Source organism: Robertmurraya mangrovi, from assembly GCF_034427655.1.
Classification (GTDB): Bacteria; Bacillota; Bacilli; order Bacillales; family Cytobacillaceae; genus Robertmurraya_A; species Robertmurraya_A mangrovi.
Genome location: NZ_JAXOFX010000028.1, coordinates 1 through 16871 on the forward strand (window position 1 = coordinate 1; position 16871 = coordinate 16871).

The following is a 16871-nucleotide window of genomic DNA, read 5'->3' on the forward strand; positions in this document are numbered from 1 at the left end:
AAGTTTCAAAAGCAAGCTTTTAAAACTTCGCTCGACTTGCATGTATTAGGCACGCCGCCAGCGTTCGTCCTGAGCCAGGATCAAACTCTCCAATAAAGAGTAAGATTTAGCTCTTAAAAAATAAAATAAACGTTGACGTATGATTTGTTCAGTTTTCAAAGAACAATGTTTATCGCTCAGAAGCGACTTTATTAATATAACATTTGGTGTTTCGAATGTCAACACCGTTTTAAAATTAAAAATCCGTCAGCCGTTAAACATTTGTTAATGTCTTGCAGCGACGGATATTAATATAACAAGTTTTAAGTTGTAGGTCAATAGTTTTTGCAAAAAAACTTTTCAGCGTAAGATTGCACAATCTTCAACTAAGAATTAAATAACCTTATTCCTTGTTAGTTAATCTATAGTTTCTATGATATACCCTTGGACCCTTAGTTTCTATATTTTCTACTGATATATACCCTTTATCAGTTAAATATTGTATTAACATAGAAAGATCAACCGAGTACTCTAAAAGTTCCGGATGATACATTATATCATTAAACGACCAGCTCTCCTTTTCAGACAATACATCTAGTAAGTGAGCAATTCCCACCTTCGTTTTAGAATGAATTAAGAATTCACTGGCTAAGAACAGTAGTTCTAAACGTTTTTCAATCGCTTCTTCACTACTCACTAATTCTTCGTAAAGTTTATAAATTTCTAAGTCTATTTGTTTAACTTGATGCCAAACTGTAACTTCTGGATGGAAACCACTTTCTACAACTGCTAATCTGGCCAAGTGGTGTAAGGAGTGAACCACATGATTATAAGCATCTAAATAATGTCCGTTATCAAAAAATGCCTTTCCATCCATATAACGACGAATCAGTTTACTGAATTCTAGACCCATTTTTATCTTTCGACCGTAAAAAGGAAAATCTCTTAGCTCTGTCTTTAAATTTTCTATGTACTCATTTCGGTCAAATAGAACTTTCCCATTATAAAGCCAATCAAATATTTTTTTGTTGGTACCTAACAACAGCCATTCATTAAGTTTTTCCTCTGTAACAATATGAAGCGCAGCCTTTTTTTGTTCATACGAATAGTGTTTTACAAATACCGACTGCTCTCCTTCATTCACTATAATTAACAAAACAGCATCGAATGTATCTGTTGTGGGAATAGATTTTTGAATTTTTTCTATTATAATGACTCCTAAGGTATTCGGTTGACTAGCCCTCTCTTGATAAATAGGCCGAAGAATGGCTTCCATGTACATTCCTCCAATTGATTTATAGCGTATACTTTCGACAATTTTATAAAAAGTCCTTCTTAAAGATAAGACAATATTCGACACTTTCAACATTAACAATTGAAATAGTAAAATTTATAAAGCTAACCAACATTCTCCTAAACATAGTGTAAACAGCCTTCTATATTTATCTTATTGTTTCTGTTATGATATTATTATTGCTCGGGAGGGAAATGTATGGCTAAATACTCTAGTAAGATAAATAAAATTAGAACTTTTGCTTTAAGCTTGATTTTTATAGGATTCATTGTCATGTATATTGGGATTTTCTTCAGAACTTCTCCTCTTGTTATGACGATTTTTATGCTATTAGGAATGTTGTTTATAATCGCAAGTACAGTGACATACTTTTGGATCGGAATGTTATCCACTAAATCTGTACAAGTAGTCTGCCCTAATTGCCAACGACACACAAAAGTTCTTGGAAGAGTAGACATGTGTATGTATTGTAATGAACCATTAACTCTTGACCCAAAATTAGAAGGAATAGAGTTCGATGAGAAATATAATAGAAAAGTGAAAAACACTTAAATCCCAATTATCTAAAAAACTCGACAATCATTCATTGTCGAGTTTTTTTATGCTTAAAATAAAAAACTGATAGCCCTAAAGCTATCAGGAGTTTATCAATGAGTTTCCTTACTGTGACATTCTGGACAAGACCCGTAAATTTCCATACGATGATGGCTAATCTTAAAACCAGTAACATGGGAAGCAAGGTGTTCCACTTCATCCAGTCCAGGGTAATGGAAGTCAACAATCTTACCACAATTCTCACAGATAACATGGTAATGTTGAGTAGTGATAAAATCAAATCGACTAGAAGCATCTCCGTATGTCAGTTCTTTAACAAGGCCGACCTCACGAAATACTCTAAGATTATTGTAAACTGTTGCTACACTCATATTTGGAAATTTACCTTCTAGAGCTTTATAAATATCATCAGCAGTCGGGTGTGACATGGAGTTAATTAAATATTCCAGTATCGCATGACGCTGCGGAGTGATACGGACTCCGGTTTCTTTCAGGGCATCTAGGGCTTCTTTTAATTGATTAGTTGACACCGCCATGCACCTCTTTTCTAGTAAATATTATTACTTTATAATGTTTATAAATAGTGTACTAATATCTTATTACTTTTGTCAATATTTCAAACACTGTAATGTATAGAAATAAAATAACTCTGTCTTCAAGTATCAGTTAAGTACTATGAGCATTATAGCAAGAAACCTATTCCTTAAGAAAGAAACCCAAATTAATCCTGATGCAGTGTCTTCTCTTTTATCCCTAACTTGAAATTAACATATCTTGCTGCTACAAATAAGAAATCAGACAAGCGGTTCAAATAAGATAACACTAGAGGGTTAACATCACCAATTTCTACTGCACATCTTTCCGCTCTTCTAACCACTGTACGCGCAACATGAAAGGTTGCTCCCGAAGGATGTCCTCCAGGTAAAATAAAATTAGTTAAAGATGGTAAACTTGCATCCCACTCATCAATCTTTTTTTCTAACTCCTCTATATCATCATTACTGACTGTCCATTTTACTTCTTTCCCTTTAGGAGTAGCTAACTCTGCCCCCACATGGAATAATGTAGTTTGTATTTTATGAAAAGTAGACTCTAAACTCTCTTTTCCTTCAAAATCCTGATTCATTAAAAGACTAAGAGCAACGCCGATTGTCGAGTTTGCTTCATCACATGTACCATACGCTTCCACTTTCAAGTCATTTTTAGGAACACGCTCCCCGTAAATTAGGGAAGTCGTACCCTTATCTCCCGTTTTGGTATATAGCTTCATGATTAGTACCCCCTTTCCAGGTTGATTTTATTAATAAATTTATTTCCCTTATTAATATATGTATGAAGATTATGATTAAATATCTCAAAAGACCGCGGCAAATACTTCTTTGTAATACTTGAAACATGTGGAGTGACCGTTACATTTTCCATTTTCCAGAAAGGATGTCCTTTTGGTAGTGGCTCCTGACTAAATACATCTAGAAATGCATGAGCGATATGTTTCTTTTCCATAGAAGTTAATAAAACCTCTTCACTAATTAAATCTCCGCGCCCAATATTAATAAACACAGCCGTATCTTTCATCCATTTAAAATGTTCTTCAGTTAATAGTCCCTTCGTTTCATTAGTGCTAGGCAAAACAGAAACAACATAATCCGCTCGAGTTAAAATTTGATTTAAATGAGCCAAGCTATAAATTTCATCAATATGATCTACTTGATTTCCACTGCTATTAACTCCTAAAGTATGCATTCTAAACGCTTTTGCTAAACGTGCAATTTCTCCACCAATCGCTCCTACTCCTAAGATTAGTATGGTTTGATCACATAATTCAGCTTTTGGGATACGCTCCCAAATTTCCTCTTGCTCATTTGCTAACATACTACTAACTTGTTTCGCATGGTGTAGCATCATACCCATTGTATATTCGGCCATCGGTATCTTGTGTACACCACGAACGTTTGTAACTAATATCCCTTTTTCTCTACAAGCATCAAAAGGCATCTTTTCCATCCCAGCGGACATAACCATGATCCACTTAAGATTTTTTGCCTTTTCTATATGATCAGGTGTTAAATCCTCACCGTATGTAAGAAAAACTTCCGCATCATAAAATGATTCTTCTGCATTTTTCATCCCTTTATAAAATTCAAAGTTTACTTTAGGGTAATCAGATTTAATCTTTGACTGAATTTTTTCTGAAGGTAAAATAGATGAAACAATCTTCATTCCCATATTCCCCCTTTAATGTAACTTTATTTTAGCATCATTATGGCCATATCGCTTTATTCACCGCTCAAAAAGTTAGAAAAATTAGTTTTTTTAAAAAATGATGTTAACTAATTGCACTTTATGTAGTTTTTCTTGGAACTGTCAGACTACATTACAAAAAAAGTAGCAGGCCTTCTTGAAGACCTGCTAAAAATATATCTGAGGAGGTATGCCCTAATACAATGATATTCAAAACTTGTTTATTTGAATGGACAATAGCCTTTACTGAATAAAAATAGGCATAGATATATGCTATTTAAGGTTTTTTTCAATAAACTTTAATGCTTCCTCCACATGACCTTTTACTTTCACTTTACGCCATACTTTGGCTATTTTACCTTCTTTATCAATGATAAAAGTAGAACGTTCAATTCCCATATATTCTTTCCCAAAGTTTTTCTTTAACTTCCATACATCAAATGCTTCAGCCAGTTTGTTCTCTTCATCCGCTAAAAGCAAGAAAGGTAATCCATATTTCTCTATAAATTTCTCATGTCTGCTAAGTGGATCTGGACTTACACCTAGGATAACTGCATCCACTCCCTCAAATCGCTCATGCTGGTCTCGAAAATCACATGCTTCAGTTGTACAGCCTGGTGTCATATCTTTCGGATAAAAGTACAACACCACATTTTTTCCGCGAAAATCAGATAGTTTCACCATTTGACCATTACTTGCAAGTAGTTCAAAATCTGGAGCTAAGTCTCCTGTTACAACAGCCATAATCAAACCTCCCTAAAATATTTCTTATATATAGAAGGTATCGAAACTTGTTCAGAAATACAAATAATCACTCTTTAATACTTTTTCGATCCATATCAAAGACTACTCTCGCCACAAAAGCAGCTGGAATGGTATAGCCTATTAATGCCTCGACAACGGCAATCATTCTTCCAATTCCTATCGGAGAAAGATCTCCATATCCAACCGAAAATAAAGTTATCGCGCTAAAATACATTCCTGTATTAAGTTTTTCGATATATCCATTGTTGCTACCAAGATTCCCCGGATTCAAAACCTCGAACCCTTGTAATTCAAGTAGAACATAAATCATTCCAAAACCAACCATCACGGTTATATAAATGAAAGCTAAAATCAAAAAATTTTCAAAGGATACTTTTTTTCCTTTTATTTTATTCGATTTAAATAAGGCTTTAATGCTCATAAGAATACAAACAGAAATAATAATAATTGCAGCGTAAAAGACCATTCCTTTTTCACTCTCTTCAAAAAGGATTTTGTTAATCTATACGCTCATCTAACCATCGATATGACTGCTTGTCTTAATTCCCCGCTCCTCTATAACGTTTAACACCTTCGTTCCATATGAATACTGATAATCCAAAGAAGACGACACCCATCACTGGCGTTAAAAAGGCATAGAGATACCATTCACCGCGTCCCAAAAAATAAGCAGACGGATAGACACCTACAAAGGCAAAGGGCAAAATCCAAGTTAATACAAAACGAATCACTTTATTGTAAATATCAACTGGGTACCTTCCGTAATTTCCGATATTGTACATCATCGGCATAATGGATGTTCTTGCATCTGCCCAGAAGCTAATACAAGCAATCATGATAAAAATACCCGCATACACCAACACGCCACCTAAAACGAAAACAATGAATAAAATAGGATCATACCAACTTATAGTTAAGTGTAGTCTAGCACCCGCATAAAACATGATGGCTAAACCTGTGATAGCTCCAAATAAGGATTCAAGTTCCATTCTTTCTAAAATAATTTGAAACAAACTATGAATAGGTCTAGTTAAAATTCGGTCCAACTCACCTTTTACAATATATCTTTCATTGAAGTCCCAAATATTAAAGAATGAAGAAAATAAAGCATAAGGAACGAGGAAAAAGCCATATATGAAGATGATCTCGTCTCGATTCCATCCACTTAAAAAGTTGGTGTGTCCAAACACTACTAAAATAAATATCAAGTTAACCGCTTGAAATAATAAATCAGATACAATTTCTACAGCCAAATCTGCTCGGTACTGTAACCTTGTTTTCATATATTGGGCGACATATTGGAAGAACATTTTTACATAAAACATACTGTCACCCTCCTTGAATAATAAGCTGTTTTTTTGCCACATACCATAAAACCTGTATAGGTATCACAAGGATAATAACCCAAATCCCTTGCAAAATAATCGCATTCCAGGCTTCGCTAGTGGTAAAACCATTTGTAAAAATCATACTAGGAACATAACTAATTCCTTGGAACGGTAGATATTTTAAAATATCTTGAGCCCAAAAAGGAAAGAAGCTGATTGGTAGTAACAAACCTGAAAATAGATCGATCACGACTCGTTTTGCTCTAATTAAACCAGTGTTATTATATAGAAAGAAAGTTGTTATTCCTGTTAATAAGTTAATTTGAGTATTAATTAAGAAACTTAATAGGATAGAAAGTGAAAAAAGTCCCCAAGTAGATAGATTAGCTGACAGTTGCAAAGGAAAAATTAGAGCAACGATAACCATTCCTGGCACAGAAAAGAAGAATAAGCGGAACAACCCCTCGCCCAGTCCTTGCATTGTTTTCATCAGTAAATAGTTATAAGGACGGATGAGCTCAACCGCTACCTTTCCCTCTTTAATTTCAAGCGCCATCTCTCTATCAATATTGTTAAAGTAAAAAGCACGAGCCATCCAAGCAACCGCAACATATGTAGTCATCTGGAGAGCAGACAATCCCTCAATTTGATCTTTTGCACCGTAAATAGCTTGCCATAAAAAATAATAAGCACCGATATTAATACTGTATATAAGAATTCCAGAATAATAATTGGTTCGATACGCAAGCATCATTAAAAATCGAATACGTATCATTTCTATATATTTATCCATTGATTTCTCCGTTCACCTCTTTAGACTCTGCCCTTTTCATATATGTTTCGGACTATCTCTTCAGTTGAAATTTCCATAATCTTTATATCTTTAATCTTATATAATGAAGTTACTTTTCCAATAAGAGAGGATATCATTTGATCTGAATCATCTATATAAGCAACGAAAGTTTGGTCTTTTTCATCTAATTCCCATTTTATACTCATTTCACTAGTTGCTTGTTCAATGGAACTCAAGTCCACCTTTTCTAGGAACTGAAATCTAATTTCCTTCCCGTCAGCCCATTCGTCTTTTAGCCCTTTAAGAGCACCATCATAAATGATTTTCCCCTCATCAAGCATAACGACTCTTTCACAAAGAGCCTCAATATCTGATAAATCATGTGTGGTTAATAAAATCGTCGTATTGTATTTTTCATTTATCTCTTTTAAAAACTCACGAATCTTCAACTTAACTAAAACATCTAATCCAATTGTTGGCTCATCTAAAAATAGTAGCGGTGGATTATGAATAAGCGCAGCTGCTAGTTCACACCTCATCCTTTGACCAAGAGATAATTTTCTAACCGGTTTATCAAGTAGAGGCTCAATATCTAATGTTTTAATCACATGTCCCATATGTTCGTCATATTGCTCATCAGACACTTTGTATACCTTTTTGAGTAAACGAAATGATTCTTGAACCGCGATATCCCACCACAACTGTGATCTTTGACCAAAGACTACACCAATAGTCTGCACAAACTTTTCTCTCTCCTTATGAGGATTCATTCCATTAACAGTCACTTTTCCGGACGTTGGTGTTAAGATACCTGTTAACATTTTAATCGTGGTCGATTTCCCGGCACCATTTTCCCCTATGTAACCAACCATTTCACCTTGTTTCACTGTAAAACTTATATCATTAACAGCGGGAACCACTTTATAATTTCGTGTTAATAAATCACGGAATGCACCTTTTAAACCCGACCTGCTCGAATAGGCTTTAAACTCTTTTCGTAAATCATGAACTTCAATAGCGTTTGTCATTCTGCTCCTCCTTGTCATACGGTAACAAGTTATTTTATCCCATATATGATCGCTAACTCAACTATGGGGCCTGACTTCTCTTTATCAGAGTAAAGAGGGTCTGACCCCAATATACAAAAGTTTTGAAACTAATGCTAAAATGAGAGAGAAAATGACTTAGGAGGAACAACATGCAATTTACCAATTCAGAACGTTTACATAAAGAAGCTTTAGAATCGATAGTCGGTGGAGTGAATAGTCCATCCCGCTCTTATAAAGCCGTGGGTGGCGGTGCACCTGTCGTGATGGAGAGAGCACAAGGAGCTTATTTTTGGGATGTCGATGGTAACCAATATATTGACTATTTAGCTGCTTACGGTCCTATTATCACTGGACATGCTCACCCCCACATTACGGAAGCAATTAAGAAAGCGGCAGAAAATGGAGTTTTGTACGGGACACCAACTCCACATGAAGTAAAGTTTGCTAAAATGCTTCAGGAAGCCATGCCAGGACTTGAAAAAGTAAGATTTGTTAATTCAGGAACAGAAGCGGTTATGACTACTATTCGCGTAGCACGTGCATACACTGGTCGAGATAAAATCATTAAGTTTGCAGGCTGTTATCACGGCCATTCAGACCTTGTGCTAGTTGCAGCAGGTTCTGGACCATCTACACTTGGAACTCCGGATTCAGCTGGTGTACCTAAAAGTATTGCCCAGGAAGTCATTACTGTGCCATTCAATGATATCGAACCATTTAAAGAAGCACTTGAAAAATGGGGCGATCAAATTGCCGCTGTATTAGTGGAGCCAATCGTAGGGAACTTCGGGATTGTTGAACCAAAGGAAGGCTTTTTACAACAAGTTAACGATTTAACACACGCAGCTGGAGCTCTAGTCATTTACGATGAGGTTATAACTGCTTTCCGTTTTATGTATGGCGGGGCGCAAGATATGTATGGAATTTATCCAGATTTAACAGCAATGGGTAAAATTATCGGTGGTGGACTCCCAATCGGGGCTTATGGTGGTAAAAAAGAAATTATGGAAAAAGTAGCACCGCTTGGCCCTGCTTATCAAGCCGGTACCATGGCTGGTAATCCTGCATCAATTCTTTCTGGTATCGCTTGTCTTGAAGTGTTAAAGCAAGACGGAGTTTATGACTATTTAGACCAATTAGGTGCCATTCTTGAAGAAGGAATTATGAATGCTGCTACAAAAAATAATATACCTATTACAATTAATCGATTAAAAGGTGCTCTAACTATATATTTCACAACCGAAAAAGTTGAAAACTATGTACAAGCTGAAAATACCGATGGGGAAATGTTCGCCAAGTTCTTCAAGCTTATGCTCCACCAAGGTATTAATCTTGCTCCTTCTAAGTATGAAGCATGGTTTATCACCATTGCCCATGAAGAGGAAGATATTCTAGCAACCCTTCAAGCCGTAAACAATGCCTTTGAAGCATTAAGCAACGATTAATTATACATTTTTTATGCATACCGAATTCCTAACTGGACTTCGGTATTTTTTTACCTCTCTATGAAAACGTTTACATTGCTGTGTTTTTTACATATAAAATATGATGTCCTACTTATCTTCTATCCAACTTTTTGTATAAATAATTGATTTCTGAAAATTCTTATGATATGATTAAAACACTATTTTGATTTTTCCGCATTTTTACAAGCAGTGCATTCTCATACTTAACTCTCTTTTAATACCATAGAAAAAAGCAAAATGTTCTAACCTCAAACTTTATCACACTGCTTTATTAACTTGTTAAACACATCTGTTAAACCCACTTTTTCACCTTGGCTTTCAAACGGTTCCAAGAGATACTTTCGAAACCACTTCTGTAAGCCTGCTCTTTCTTTACTGTATGAACTTGAGCTAAATAAGAGACTAACATTAGAAGGAGCCTTCCCAATTTATAAACAATTGAAATTATTAATCTATGATCAGGAGGTGAACCGGCTTTTTGAAGTTAACCTTATAAAAGCCGTATACAATGACACAACAATGGAGACCTTCTCAATTTAAAGAATTTTACCGTCAAGAGCACGATGCTTGCGGTATTGTATCTTGTATGGAAAAAACGAATATCCCCACTCGCGAAAACATTTTTAACTGTATTAATGCTTTGGTTACAATGAATCACCGTGCTGGTTTTATTAATGGAGAAGGAGATGGAGTTGGGATTCACATCGATATCCCAAAAGCCCTTTGGAAAGAAAAATTACTGAAAGCCGGATTGGAGCCTGAATTAGTTGAAAAAGATGGCTTCTTCGTAGGACATATCTTCATTAGCAGAAAAGAAAATCCTGCACTTATTAAAGAAGAATTAATGACTAAGCTAAAAGAATACAAGTTTGATATTTTAACGGAGTCAGACGAAGTAACAAACTCATCTGCACTTGGACCGATTGCCATTCAGGAGAACCCTGTTTTCTGGCAGTTTGCTTGTGTCTCTAATGAAGTCGGAAATGAACTAACTAAGAAGCTTTTTGAAATGACCGTTGATTTTGAAAAAAATGACCATGTACATGTTGCTTCTTTAAGTCAATATCACGCTGTTTACAAGGTGATGGGTGCTGGTGACATTTTACCAAAGTATTATCACGACTTAGCAAACCCATTAGTTGCTTCCACCATGACTTTGGGACATAACCGTTATTCCACAAATACTTTATCTAGCTTCTTCCGTGTACAACCATTTAGTGTCTTGGGTCATAATGGCGAAATTAACACAATCGCTAAACTTAGAGACGAAGCAAGAATGATTGGCGTCCCATTAGTAAAAGACGGAAGCGATTCTCAAGACCTAAGCAGAACCATTGACACACTTATTTCCCGTGAAGGTTATTCATTATTCGAGGCAATGGATTTAATTTTTCCGCCAATCATCAATGAAATTAAATCATACCCTGAACACTTTCAAGATCTTTACACCTATATGCGCGAAGCATGGGGCCACTTTGCTCAAGGACCTGCAGGAATCATCTCAAGATTTGGTGATGAGGCAGTTTTCAGTGTAGACGCTTTGGGCTTACGTCCTTTATGGATGCTTGAAACAGAAAGTTCTTACCTATTCTCCTCTGAGCCTGGAATAATTTCATCGAAAGAATATGTAAATGATCCAAAGCCACTAGCACCTGGAGAAAAAGTTGGTTTGAAATGGGATGGAGATTCACTAAAAGTATATAACCATGATGAATATCAAGCAGTAGTGTACGAGAGATTTTCTAATAGAGTCAATTTAACGAATGCTAGAATTCGTCTTGCTTCTCCTCAATTAGAGAAAAATGTATTAATGAACTACCCTACTAAAATTCATAACGGTCAATATAAAGCTTTCGGCTGGGAACGAGATCATGTTCAGCTAGTTGAACAAATGGCTGAAAAAGGGGTCGAGCCGATTCGTTCTCTTGGACACGACTCTCCACTTGCAGCGTTAAATCCTGAACGTAAAAATATCGCTGATTTTATTAAGGAGAGCGTAGCCGTTGTAACAAACCCTGCCATTGACCGTGACCGGGAAACAGAACACTTCTCTACTCGTACGATTGTTGGGAAGCGTCCAACATTATTTTTAAAACAAGATTCTGGAACAATTATAGAACTGACCACCCCAATCCTTATTGAAGGTGCTACTGGCTATGAATGTTCTAAAACTCTTGAGCAACCTAGCTATGACCAATTAATCAATGTGTTTCAACAAGAAAAACTACTAACTTATTTATCTACTACTTTTAACAGCAACGAAACAGTGAAGGAAGCTCTCGAACGTTTAAAAAATGAAGCTGTTGAAGCAGTTAGAAACGGAAAAACATTACTTGTGTTAGATGATAGTCAAGCACATCACGAAGACCAATACTGGATTGATCCACATCTTGTTACATCGGCAGTCGATCAAGCTTTAGTAAAAGAAGAGTTACGTAGAAATTGCTCTATTTTACTACGTTCTGCTTCTATTCGTTCGTTACATGACATCATTACATCTGTAGGACTTGGAGCTAACTTAGTTAGTCCTTATTACATGTTCTTAACCGTTTTAGATGATTCAACTAAACCATTGTTAAATCTATATTCTGCACTTACAAAAGGATTAGAAAAAGTCATTTCTACTATTGGAATTCATGAACTTCGTGGCTATGGTAGATTATTTTCTTCAATTGGACTAAACGAGGAAGTTTCTGATGTATTAAACATCGTAAATTTCTTTGGCTCAAATCATCTAGCATATAATTTTGAATCCATGAAGGAAGATAGTATTGCTCGCTCATTAGATTACCAAAACGATAAAGAAAGAGTTGGAAAAAGCTTCAACCTCTTCCCTCGTATTTGGAAAGCAATTGGTGAGGTTGCGTCAACCGGAGATTATAAAGCTTACGGTGAAAAGATAAGCGAACAGGAAGAACAAAATCCAACAACCATCCGTCATTTAACTGGATTAAAGAAATCAAGTAAACCTGTTTCACCATTAGAAGTGAATATCAGTGTCGGTGAACATGATTTACCTTTTGTCATTGCTTCCATGTCCTTTGGCTCTCAAAATGAAATTGCTTTTAGAGCTTATGCTGAAGGTGCTGACCGATTGAATATGGTTAGTTTAAATGGTGAAGGCGGCGAAATTAAAGATATGCTAGGCAAGTATCCGAAAACACGCGGTCAGCAAGTGGCTTCAGGTAGATTCGGTGTAAACGCAGAACTTTTAAACTCTTCAAACTTACTGGAAATTAAGATTGGCCAAGGGGCAAAACCTGGTGAAGGAGGTCACCTTCCTGGCTCAAAAGTAACAGAGAAAATTGCTGAAGCACGTAATGCAACGATTGGATCGGATTTAATCTCTCCTTCGAATAATCATGATATTTATTCGATTGAGGATTTGGCTCAAATGATTCATGAGTTAAAAACAGCTAACGATAAAGCTAGAGTAGCTGTAAAAGTGCCTGTTGTACCTAACATCGGGACAATTGCAGTAGGAATTGCAAAAGCTGGTGCGGATATTATTACACTTAGTGGGTTTGACGGTGGAACGGGTGCTGCGAGAATCCACGCCCTTCAACATGTTGGTTTACCAGTAGAAATTGGTGTAAAAGCTGCCCATAATGCCCTGTTAGAAGCTGGACTAAGAGATTCTGTTGAGCTTTGGGCTGACGGTGGAATGAAAAGTGCTCTTGATGTAATGAAAATTATGTTATTAGGAGCGAATCGAGTTGGCTTTGGAACATTATCCATGGTTGCCATTGGCTGTACGACTTGTCGTGGATGCCACCTAGATACATGTCACGTTGGAATCGCCACTCAAATAGATTCTGAGGCTCAAGCAAAAGAGCATGGCCTAAGGAGATTTGTTCCTAGACAGTACGACTTAGCTGTTCAAGGTATTGTAAACTTATTTACGGCTTTTGGTAATGAGCTAAAAAATCTTACTGCCTCTCTAGGATTTAGAAATCTACAAGACATTGTTGGCCGTTCAGACTTACTTGAACAAGTAAACGGACAAAATCAGCTTGATTTAACTTATCTTCTTAAAACACTTGAAATCGGACAACTGCATCACCAAGAAGCAGCTGCTACAACTGAGGCAGAACAATTACAATTAGCTGTTGGAGCAGAGTATTTAGATGCAAGTGTTGATCAGCTTCATCAATCTCGTGAGTATCAAAGTGTTACTTCTGAACAAAGAGTATTGGGAAGTCGAGTTTCTTGTCACCGTGTTCGCGGACGCTTAGATGGCTCTTATAAAAGCCTACCTCCTGTTCAACTAAAATATAAAGATGGGTCAATCCCTGGTAACGGTTTAGGCGCATACAACAGTGCTGGAATTAATATTGAAGTGAGCGGTGGAGCACAAGACGGAACAGGTAAAACATCTTTTGGTGGTCAGATTATGATTTTTAAATCTCCAGGAAAAGATGGCAAATTCTATAACGGTTCTGTTGGGAAAGGTTTCGGTTACGGTGCTCAGCATGGATTATTAATTGCTCAAGGCAATGCCGATGCTCGTGCTGGTATCCGTTTATCAGGTGCAGATATGATTATTGGTGGACAGTTAAAACAACCTCTTCCTGAAATTGAAGCCGGTAATATCGGTTCAAGAGCTAACATTAAAGGCTTTGCATTCGAATACATGACAAACGGTAGAGGTTTAGTTCTTGGTGATCCTGGACCATGGATTTGTGCAGGTATGACGGGTGGAGTGGTGTACTTAAGACACCAACCTGAAATGGGTCTAACTAAAGAAGCACTTCAACAAAGAATTGCAAAAGGGGCTAAAGTCTCCCTAACCTCCCTAAGCGAGAAAGGCAAATCAGATATTAACGAACTATTAGGCAATTACATTAATCTATTAAAAACTCAAGGACAATCTGACGAAGCAAATCAGCTTGCCCTTCTATTACAGGATGTTGAACAACATTTTGTTCAAGTTGTACCAGTTAAAGAACAAGCCGATCCTTCCGTTTCAACAGAATGACAGAAAACGCTCAGTTTTTCAGAACTGAGCGTTTTCTTAACTTAAGAACTAAAGTACTTTGTTAGTACATCTCTTATAAGTTTAGTAGATTCGTCTTTATTATATTTTGTATTATTAAGCACAAATGACTGCATATTTAATTGGTCGATTATTTCTCCCTCAAGTTCCCTCCTAGCTTTTAAAACCTCAACCGTTCCCGAGAACCCTTCAAGATTTTGATTTTTTCCGTATCCTTGTTGTGTGTAATAATGCATAAATCCATCAGACCATTCCTTTGGCCTTTCCTCTACCGCCTTTGAAAAAGTAAACTCAATATCGTCCTGATGAACATAGATGAGTAATGGGTTTAATGATTCTACTGATTTTTGTAATCGCTCCACGTATTGAACAGACTTCTCTTTAGGTAAGCCATATTTAATCATTCCAACCGTAACGGGATTTTGAATAAAACAACATTCAAAAATATAAACCTTCTCTTCTTCTACTGCCTTAGAGGCAAAATTTCTCCAACTAGCTGTAATGATTTCTTCATTTTGTTCAAAAGGTAACTCGTAAATATCATTCTTACTTAAACGTTCAAGTAGTTCATAAGGAAATTCATCTTTATATTCATTTTTTAATTTCAAGTATCTAACTAAATAATACGGTCCTTCTCTAAAGTAAGACCCATTATTTTCGAAAAAACTAGCATATGCTGAATCTTCTTTTAAAATATTAAACTCTTCTTCTGTAAAACTCGCAACAGCTTCATAGTCAGCTGGGTGATCTAAATTCCCCTCCAAGTAAAGTTCTGTTGTTAAACCCATTTCTTTTAAAACGGATTCAACCATAGTAGCCGTTGTTGTTTTCCCAGAGCCCGGAAGCCCCTCTACTAAAACTAGTTTTTTATTCAAGTTATATTCTCCTTAAAGTTTTTAACTAATCAGCTCATTTGGTAATTTATTACTGACATAAATTTATCCTTTTTGTGGCATAAAATCAATAAAAAATCATATAAATATCCCTTGAACTTATTAATTAATCCATGTATAGTACATTATTGTTCAACAAACTACAATTATGTTTATATGTAGGTTTTCTTACACAAGAAGGCTCATACATATAGAGAAAGGACCCATATTTTTATGAAGTTAGGCGCCCGCATTTTAAAAACGGGAATTGCAATAGTTTTAGCCCTATACCTTGCAACATTACTTGAACTTCCCTCACCTGTATTCGCAGGAATTGCAGCAGTCTTTGCTGTTCAACCTACCATCTACCGTTCATATTTATCTGTTATTGAACAAGTTCAAGGTAATTTAATCGGAGCAATCATTGCTGTATTATTTGTTTTAATTCTCGGGCACAATGTCGTGATTATTGGTTTAGCAGGAATTATTGTTATCACAATCAACCTAAAACTTAAGATTGAGAATACTATTCCCTTGTCGCTTGTAACAGTGATTGCCATCATGGAAACATCGGGAGATCAGTTTATAGAGTTCTCTCTGATAAGGTTTTCAACCATTATGCTAGGGGTACTCTCAGCATTTATTGTTAACCTCGTATTTTTACCACCGAAGTACGAAAATAAATTGTATTATAAAATTTCGAACATGACTGAAGAAATCGCTAAATGGATTCGTATTAATATTAGGCATGCATCCGAACACAATACTTTAAAAAGTGATATCGAAAAGCTAAAGGATACTGCTATTAAGCTCGACCAGCTTTTTATCATGTATAAAGAAGAAAGAAATTACTTTAAAAAGAGTGACCTTGTTAAATCTAGAAAACTCGTTATATATCGTCAAATGATTTCAACTACGAAACGAGCTCTTGATCTACTAAAAAGGCTGCATCGCTATGAAAACGAACTAAGTACACTACCTGAAGAATTTAAAACCAATGTTAAGCAACACTTAGATAACTTAATGGATCGTCATGAACAAGTTATGCTTAAATTTATTGGTAAAATTAAAACTTCTGAACAAATGGATGACTACTGTTTAAACAGAAAAGAGTTGTTTAAATTATTCCTAGCCTATCAGAAAAATCATGAGGCGGATGAAGAATCAGCATACTATCACACGATGCAAGTCATCTCCGCTATTATTGAATATGATGAATACCTTGAACACCTAGACGTTTTAATTACGAGCTTTTTATCCTACCATAAGGATGAAAATGAAGTGACAATTGAAGAACCAGCTAAAGAATAATGAGAGGAAAACAGCCGAGTGAGGCTGTTTTTTTGCTGCAGACAAGAAAACTACAAATATATATATACGAGGCTCGATTCTTACCTATATAGATTAGTGTTATCCTCGTTTGGATTCATAAATCATCGATTTTGTATGATCTATCAATTGATTTTGTATGATCTATCATTGAATTTATACAGATATCATCGATTTCGCATAATATATCATCGAATTTTTTCA

General features: G+C 35.9%; 14 protein-coding genes and 1 rRNA gene. 4 read left to right on the top strand and 11 right to left on the bottom strand.

Annotation, left to right across the window (positions count from 1 at the left end):
• Positions 1–96 (bottom strand): 16S ribosomal RNA (locus tag SM124_RS22870); the annotation flags it as partial.
• 286 nt (positions 97–382) lie between these two features.
• A complete protein-coding gene (locus SM124_RS22875; protein ID WP_322448815.1) occupies positions 383–1255 on the bottom strand; it encodes a nucleotidyltransferase-like protein in 873 nt (290 codons plus the stop codon).
• A gap of 216 nt (positions 1256–1471) precedes the next feature.
• On the opposite strand from SM124_RS22875, the gene SM124_RS22880 reads away from it, so the two are divergent.
• Positions 1472–1825: a YgzB family protein gene (locus SM124_RS22880; protein WP_322448816.1), complete on the top strand. Its 354-nt coding sequence runs from the start codon at positions 1472–1474 to the stop codon at positions 1823–1825.
• 95 nt (positions 1826–1920) lie between these two features.
• Here SM124_RS22880 and perR read toward each other — a convergent pair whose 3' ends face one another.
• The 8 genes from perR to SM124_RS22920 all read right to left on the bottom strand — a co-directional run bounded on the left by perR (position 1921) and on the right by SM124_RS22920 (position 7983).
• Positions 1921–2364 (bottom strand): peroxide-responsive transcriptional repressor PerR, encoded by a 444-nt coding sequence (gene perR / locus SM124_RS22885; protein ID WP_407691443.1) that lies wholly within the window; start codon positions 2362–2364, stop codon positions 1921–1923.
• A 185-nt stretch (positions 2365–2549) separates the two neighbouring features.
• Positions 2550–3098 carry a cob(I)yrinic acid a,c-diamide adenosyltransferase gene (locus tag SM124_RS22890; RefSeq protein WP_322448818.1) on the bottom strand — a complete coding sequence of 183 codons (549 nt, stop codon included), beginning with the start codon at positions 3096–3098 and terminating at the stop codon, positions 2550–2552.
• 2 nt (positions 3099–3100) lie between these two features.
• Positions 3101–4048 (bottom strand): D-2-hydroxyacid dehydrogenase, encoded by a 948-nt coding sequence (locus SM124_RS22895; protein ID WP_322448819.1) that lies wholly within the window; start codon positions 4046–4048, stop codon positions 3101–3103.
• Positions 4049–4342: 294 nt separating this feature from the next.
• Positions 4343–4813 carry a thioredoxin-dependent thiol peroxidase gene (bcp, locus tag SM124_RS22900; RefSeq protein ID WP_322448820.1) on the bottom strand — a complete coding sequence of 157 codons (471 nt, stop codon included), beginning with the start codon at positions 4811–4813 and terminating at the stop codon, positions 4343–4345.
• Positions 4814–4880: 67 nt separating this feature from the next.
• On the bottom strand, positions 4881–5300 hold the full coding sequence (locus SM124_RS22905; protein ID WP_322448821.1) for an ion channel: 420 nt from the start codon (positions 5298–5300) through the stop codon (positions 4881–4883).
• A gap of 73 nt (positions 5301–5373) precedes the next feature.
• Positions 5374–6159: an ABC transporter permease gene (locus tag SM124_RS22910; protein ID WP_322448822.1), complete on the bottom strand. Its 786-nt coding sequence runs from the start codon at positions 6157–6159 to the stop codon at positions 5374–5376.
• A gap of 4 nt (positions 6160–6163) precedes the next feature.
• Entirely contained in the window at positions 6164–6955 is a 792-nt protein-coding gene (locus tag SM124_RS22915; protein ID WP_322448823.1) for an ABC transporter permease, read from the bottom strand.
• Between the two features lie 20 nt (positions 6956–6975).
• On the bottom strand, positions 6976–7983 hold the full coding sequence (locus tag SM124_RS22920) for an ABC transporter ATP-binding protein (RefSeq protein WP_322448824.1): 1008 nt from the start codon (positions 7981–7983) through the stop codon (positions 6976–6978).
• Between the two features lie 170 nt (positions 7984–8153).
• Between SM124_RS22920 and SM124_RS22925 the strand changes: the two genes are divergently transcribed.
• On the top strand, positions 8154–9449 hold the full coding sequence (locus tag SM124_RS22925; protein WP_322448825.1) for a glutamate-1-semialdehyde 2,1-aminomutase: 1296 nt from the start codon (positions 8154–8156) through the stop codon (positions 9447–9449).
• Between the two features lie 529 nt (positions 9450–9978).
• Positions 9979–14448, top strand: a complete 4470-nt coding sequence (locus tag SM124_RS22930; protein WP_322448826.1) for a glutamate synthase-related protein — start codon at positions 9979–9981, stop codon at positions 14446–14448.
• A 41-nt stretch (positions 14449–14489) separates the two neighbouring features.
• On the opposite strand, the gene SM124_RS22935 is transcribed toward SM124_RS22930, so the two are convergent.
• Positions 14490–15341: a P-loop NTPase family protein gene (locus tag SM124_RS22935; RefSeq protein WP_322448827.1), complete on the bottom strand. Its 852-nt coding sequence runs from the start codon at positions 15339–15341 to the stop codon at positions 14490–14492.
• Between the two features lie 231 nt (positions 15342–15572).
• Here SM124_RS22935 and SM124_RS22940 point away from each other — a divergent pair, with 231 nt between their 5' ends.
• Positions 15573–16649 (top strand): FUSC family protein, encoded by a 1077-nt coding sequence (locus SM124_RS22940; protein WP_322448828.1) that lies wholly within the window; start codon positions 15573–15575, stop codon positions 16647–16649.
• Positions 16650–16871: the final 222 nt, after the last annotated feature.